Genomic DNA, 5,247 nt, shown 5'->3' on the forward strand with positions numbered 1-5,247 from the left:
GGATGGCCGGGTTCGTCACAGAAGGACCTGTATACGAAGCGTCTTGGGGTTATATGGTCAAGCCGCACGGCTCATTAGTACGCGTTAGCTCAATGCATTGCTGCACGTCCACACCGCGCCTATCAACCACCTAGTCTAGATGGGGCCTTAAGGAGAGTCGAACTCTCGGGAGATCTCATCTTGGGGCGTGCTTCCCGCTTAGATGCTTTCAGCGGTTATCACTTCCGTTCATAGCTACCGGGCAATGCCATGGGCATGACAACCCGAACACCAGCGGAACGTCCACTCCGGTCCTCTCGTACTAGGAGCAGCCCCCCTCAAATCTCCAACGCCCACGACAGATAGGGACCGAACTGTCTCACGACGTTCTGAACCCAGCTCGCGTACCACTTTAAATGGCGAACAGCCATACCCTTGGGACCGGCTACAGCCCCAGGATGTGATGAGCCGACATCGAGGTGCCAAACACCGCCGTCGATATGAACTCTTGGGCGGTATCAGCCTGTTATCCCCGGAGTACCTTTTATCCGTTGAGCGATGGCCCTTCCATACAGAACCACCGGATCACTAAGACCTACTTTCGTACCTGCTTGATCCGTCGATCTTGCAGTCAAGCACGCTTATGCCTTTGCACACAGTGCGCGATGTCCGACCGCGCTGAGCGTACCTTCGTGCTCCTCCGTTACGCTTTGGGAGGAGACCGCCCCAGTCAAACTACCCACCATACACGGTCCCCGATCCGGATTACGGACCTAGGTTAGAACGTCAAGCACTTCAGGGTGGTATTTCAAGGATGGCTCCACCGAAACTAGCGTCTCGGTTTCATAGCCTCCCACCTATCCTACACAGAAGAACTCAACGTTCAGTGTAAAGCTATAGTAAAGGTTCACGGGGTCTTTCCGTCTTGCCGCGGGAACGCTGCATCTTCACAGCGATTTCAATTTCACTGAGTCTCGGGTGGAGACAGCGCCGCTGTCGTTACGCCATTCGTGCAGGTCGGAACTTACCCGACAAGGAATTTCGCTACCTTAGGACCGTTATAGTTACGGCCGCCGTTTACTGGGGCTTCGATCAAGAGCTTCGCCTTGCGGCTGACCCCATCAATTAACCTTCCAGCACCGGGCAGGCGTCACACCCTATACGTCCACTTTCGTGTTTGCAGAGTGCTGTGTTTTTGATAAACAGTCGCAGCGGCCAGGTTACTGCGACCCTCTAACGCTCAGTCACGCATGTGACCACGTCGGAGGGCGCACCTTCTCCCGAAGTTACGGTGCCATTTTGCCTAGTTCCTTCACCCGAGTTCTCTCAAGCGCCTTGGGATTCTCACCCTGCCTACCAGTGTCGGTTTACGGTACGGTTTGCTGTAGCTGAAGCTTAGTGGCTTTTCCTGGAAGCGTGGTCTCAGTCACTTCGCCCAATAAGGGCTCGTCTCGGTGCTCGGCATAAAGTGGACCGGATTTGCCTAATCCACATGCCTACCGCCTTTCCCCGGGACAACCAACGCCCGGTAGACCTAACCTTCTCCGTCCCCACATCGCACTACAGTCAAGTGCTGGAATATTAACCAGCTTCCCATCGACTACGCATTTCTGCCTCGCCTTAGGGGCCGACTCACCCTGCGCCGATGAACGTTGCGCGAGGAAACCTTGGGCTTTCGGCGTGCGGGCTTTTCACCCGCATTATCGTTACTCATGTCAGCATTCGCACTTCTGATACCTCCAGCAGGCTTCTCAACCCACCTTCACAGGCGTACAGAACGCTCCTCTACCGCGCACACAAAGTGTGCACCCCGAGCTTCGGTGTCATGCTTAGCCCCGTTAAATCTTCCGCGCAGACCGACTCGACCAGTGAGCTATTACGCTTTCTTTAAAGGGTGGCTGCTTCTAAGCCAACCTCCTGGCTGTCTATGCCTTTCCACATCGTTTTCCACTTAGCATGAACTTGGGGACCTTAGCTGCGGGTCTGGGTTGTTTCCCTTTTCACGACGGACGTTAGCACCCGCCGTGTGTCTCCCGGATAGTCTGTCCTGGTATTCGGAGTTTGCCATGGTTTGCTAAGTCGCGATGACCCGCTAGCCATAACAGTGCTCTACCCCCAGGAAGATTCGTCCGAGGCGCTACCTAAATAGCTTTCGAGGAGAACCAGCTATCTCCACGTTTGTTTAGCCTTTCACTCCTATCCACAGCTCATCCCCATCTATTGCAACAGATGTGGGTTCGGTCCTCCAGTGCGTGTTACCGCACCTTCAACCTGGCCATGGATAGATCACGTGGTTTCGGGTCTACTGCCAGAGACTATGCGCCCTATTCAGACTCGGTTTCCCTTCGCCTCCCCTAGACGGTTAAGCTCGCCACTGACAGTAAGTCGCTGACCCATTATACAAAAGGTACGCAGTCACCCTTACGGGCTTCCACTGCTTGTACGTATACGGTTTCAGGGTCTATTTCACTCCCCTCTCCGGGGTTCTTTTCGCCTTTCCCTCACGGTACTTGTTCGCTATCGGTCAGTCAGGAGTATTTAGCCTTGGAGGATGGTCCCCCCATGTTCAGACAAGGTTTCTCGTGCCTCGCCTTACTCAATTTCATGCCATGTGCGTTTTCGCCTACGGGGCTATCACCCGCTACGGCCAGCCTTTCCAGACTGTTCGACTAACACATACGACACTTTTGGGCTGCTCCCCGTTCGCTCGTCGCTACTGAGGGAATCTCGGTTGATTTCTTTTCCTCCGGGTACTTAGATATTTCAGTTCCCCGGGTTCGCTTCGCTACGCTATGTATTCACGCAGCGATACTCCTTACGGAGTGGGTTTCCCCATTCGGACATTGCCGGATCAAAGCTTGTTGCCAGCTCCCCGACACTTTTCGCAGGCTGCCACGTCCTTCATCGCCTCTGACTGCCAAGGCATCCACCGTATACGCTTAGTCGCTTGACCATATAACCCCAAGTCGCCTCAGGGCTACTCCCCTTCCTCCTCAGGAAATGGGATTTGCCAAACAACGCATTCGCTTACTTCTTTGCCTCAACGACACATCTCGGTTTGGTTCAAACCAAGACGCTTGTCACTCGTTTACGTTTTCAAAGAACACGAAACTGGCCTCAACGCCAGCTCGCTTCAAATCTTTTGTGTGCGCTACACATCCGCGTTTCAAAACTGGTGGAGCCAGTCGGGATCGAACCGACGACCCCCTGCTTGCAAAGCAGGTGCTCTCCCAGCTGAGCTATGGCCCCGTAATAACCGGGTCGGCATCCCTATAATGGTGGGTCTAGGTGGACTCGAACCACCGGCCTCACCCTTATCAGGGGTGCGCTCTAACCACCTGAGCTACAGACCCATAAAGCTTCAAAGCCCGCCCCTTTCAGTGGCTGGCTTTTCACGCCGTCGGCGTGCGGATGTGCAGGTGTCTTGTGTGGACGTCTTGCGGAGGAGGGTCTGTCGTTCTCGAAAGGAGGTGATCCAGCCGCACCTTCCGATACGGCTACCTTGTTACGACTTCACCCCAGTCATGAACCACTCCGTGGTCGTCGCCCTCCTTGCGGTTAGGCTAACGGCTTCTGGAGCAACTCACTCCCATGGTGTGACGGGCGGTGTGTACAAGGCCCGGGAACGTATTCACCGCAGCATAGCTGATCTGCGATTACTAGCGATTCCGACTTCACGAAGTCGAGTTGCAGACTTCGATCCGGACTGGGATCGGCTTTCTGGGATTGGCTCCACCTCGCGGTATTGCAACCCTCTGTACCGACCATTGTAGTACGTGTGTAGCCCTGGCCGTAAGGGCCATGATGACTTGACGTCATCCCCACCTTCCTCCGGTTTGTCACCGGCAGTCTCCTTAGAGTTCCCACCATTACGTGCTGGCAACTAAGGACAAGGGTTGCGCTCGTTGCGGGACTTAACCCAACATCTCACGACACGAGCTGACGACAGCCATGCAGCACCTGTGTTCTGGTTCCCGAAGGCACTCCCGCATCTCTGCAGGATTCCAGACATGTCAAGGCCAGGTAAGGTTCTTCGCGTTGCATCGAATTAAACCACATACTCCACCGCTTGTGCGGGCCCCCGTCAATTCCTTTGAGTTTCAGTCTTGCGACCGTACTCCCCAGGCGGCGAACTTAACGCGTTAGCTTCGACACTGATCTCCGAGTTGAGACCAACATCCAGTTCGCATCGTTTAGGGCGTGGACTACCAGGGTATCTAATCCTGTTTGCTCCCCACGCTTTCGTGCCTCAGTGTCAGTGTTGAGCCAGATGGCCGCCTTCGCCACTGATGTTCCTCCCGATCTCTACGCATTTCACCGCTACACCGGGAATTCCACCATCCTCTCTCACACTCTAGCTTTCCAGTATCCACTGCCATTCCCAGGTTGAGCCCGGGGATTTCACAGCAGACTTAAAAAACCACCTACGCACGCTTTACGCCCAGTAATTCCGATTAACGCTTGCACCCTTCGTATTACCGCGGCTGCTGGCACGAAGTTAGCCGGTGCTTATTCCTCAGGTACCGTCAGCCCCATAGGGTATTAACCCGTGGTATTTCGCTCCTGATAAAAGTGCTTTACAACCCGAAGGCCTTCTTCACACACGCGGCATTGCTGGATCAGGCTTGCGCCCATTGTCCAATATTCCCCACTGCTGCCTCCCGTAGGAGTCTGGGCCGTGTCTCAGTCCCAGTGTGGCTGATCATCCTCTCAGACCAGCTATCGATCGTCGCCTTGGTGAGCCGTTACCTCACCAACTAGCTAATCGAACATCGGTCCATCCAACCGCGCGAGGTCATTGCTGATCCCCCGCTTTCTCCCGTAGGACGTATGCGGTATTAGCGTAAGTTTCCCTACGTTATCCCCCACGTCTGGGCAGGTCCCGATGTATTCCTCACCCGTCCGCCACTCGCCACCCACAGTATTGCTACTGCTGTGCTGCCGTTCGACTTGCATGTGTTAGGCATGCCGCCAGCGTTCAATCTGAGCCAGGATCAAACTCTTCACTTAAGTTTTCGACCAACCAAAGTCGGTCTATCTTTCTGAAGCGTTGTCCTAACCGTAAAACGTCAAGCTTTTGAATTGACTCTTAGGTTAGACGCTTGCATATATGGACAGGTTTCCCTTCCACCGCAAGGCGCCCACACAAGTCACCTGCGCACACTGTCAAAGATCAATCACTTGCAACCTTCTCTTGAAGATCGCCCCGAAGCATTTCGTCCCGGGTGAGCCGCCCATTCTACATCCCTTTGGCCTTCCGTCAACACC

Annotated in this window: 2 tRNA genes and 2 rRNA genes; all 4 read right to left on the reverse strand. The window is 54.5% G+C overall.

Annotated elements, in window-relative coordinates:
- Window positions 1–53 precede the first annotated feature (53 nt).
- Window positions 54–2,932 (reverse strand): 23S ribosomal RNA (locus DWU99_RS20715).
- Window positions 2,933–3,152: 220 nt separating this feature from the next.
- A tRNA-Ala gene (locus DWU99_RS20720) sits at window positions 3,153–3,228 on the reverse strand.
- 27 nt (window positions 3,229–3,255) lie between these two features.
- A tRNA-Ile gene (locus DWU99_RS20725) sits at window positions 3,256–3,332 on the reverse strand.
- A gap of 110 nt (window positions 3,333–3,442) precedes the next feature.
- Window positions 3,443–4,989 (reverse strand): 16S ribosomal RNA (locus DWU99_RS20730).
- Together the 16S and 23S rRNA genes with 2 tRNA genes alongside form the textbook arrangement of a ribosomal RNA operon.
- Window positions 4,990–5,247: the final 258 nt, after the last annotated feature.

The sequence above is a fragment of the Dyella psychrodurans genome (assembly GCF_003363265.1).
GTDB lineage: Bacteria > Pseudomonadota > Gammaproteobacteria > Xanthomonadales > Rhodanobacteraceae > Dyella_B > Dyella_B psychrodurans.